The organism is Coprococcus sp. RTP21204st1_G4_RTP21204_210225 (assembly GCF_040915385.1).
Classification (GTDB): Bacteria; Bacillota; Clostridia; order Lachnospirales; family Lachnospiraceae; genus Allocoprococcus; species Allocoprococcus comes.
The window spans coordinates 1-1113 of sequence record NZ_JBCPDP010000071.1; the positions used below are offsets into that span (position 1 = coordinate 1).

The 1113-nt window shown below is 35.8% G+C and carries 1 protein-coding gene; it reads left to right on the plus strand.

The window, feature by feature from the left end; translation table 11 throughout:
- A partial coding sequence (locus tag AB5213_RS17185) for an anaerobic sulfatase-maturation protein (protein WP_368277040.1) occupies nt 1-931 on the plus strand: 931 nt, incomplete at its 5' end.
- Between the last annotated feature and the right edge of the window lie 182 nt (nt 932-1113).

The window sequence follows — 1113 nt, forward strand, 5'->3', positions numbered from 1 at the left end:
AACAATTAGCAATTGCATACAGACTAATGGTACATTGTTGACTGACGAATGGTGCGAATTTTTAAAAAAGAATGATTGGCTTGTAGGGGTGTCTATTGATGGCCCTCAAGAGTTTCATGACAGATATCGAAGGAATAAGCAGGGACAACCCTCTTTTGTGAAGGTGATGAAGGGAATCCATTTATTGAATAAATATGGGGTTGATTGGAATGCTATGGCTGTTGTTAATAATCTCAACGCAGACTATCCGTTGGAGTTTTATAATTTCTTTAAAGAGATAGGATGTCGTTATATACAGTTTACTCCTATTGTCGAACGTATTTTTAGGCATAATGACGGACGCCTATTGGCTACAATTGGAGAGGATACTCCTGAATTGATGGAATTTTCTGTTACGCCTGAACAATGGGGAAATTTCTTATGTACTATTTTTGAGGAATGGGTGCATAATGATGTCGGTGAGTATTACATACAGTTATTTGACGCAACTTTGGCGAATTGGGTCGGTGAAAATCCAGGCATATGCACAATGGGAAAAACGTGCGGGCATGCAGGGGTAATGGAGTTTAATGGTGATGTGTATTCATGTGACCATTTTGTGTTCCCTCAGTATAAATTAGGAAATATTTATTCAAAAACATTGATAGAGATGTTTTATGGAGAGAAGCAATTGGAATTTGGACAAAACAAGTATAGGTCTTTACCAAGACAATGTAAAAACTGTAAATTCTTATTTGCTTGTAATGGTGAATGTCCAAAGAACCGGTTTTGTAAAACTGAATGGGGTGCGTCTGGGTTAAATTATTTATGTAAAGGATATTATCAATTTTTTGATTATGTGGCTCCGTATATGAATTTCATGAAAAACGAATTAAATAATAAACGGCCTCCTGCCAATATTATGGAGGCAATTAGAGCCTCTTCTATTTAGGTAGGGTCGCGAATTTGAATAAATTTATAGCAAAGAAAGAATATGAAGGGATATTTGTTTACTTTTATAATGCTTCTGTCTCTGTTTTCATGTGTTCCAAAAGACAGTGGGAAAATTTCGTTGTTAAACGCATCTGCTTTTGAAAAGGAGGTGAATGGTAAACTTGTTTCATTGTATACGAT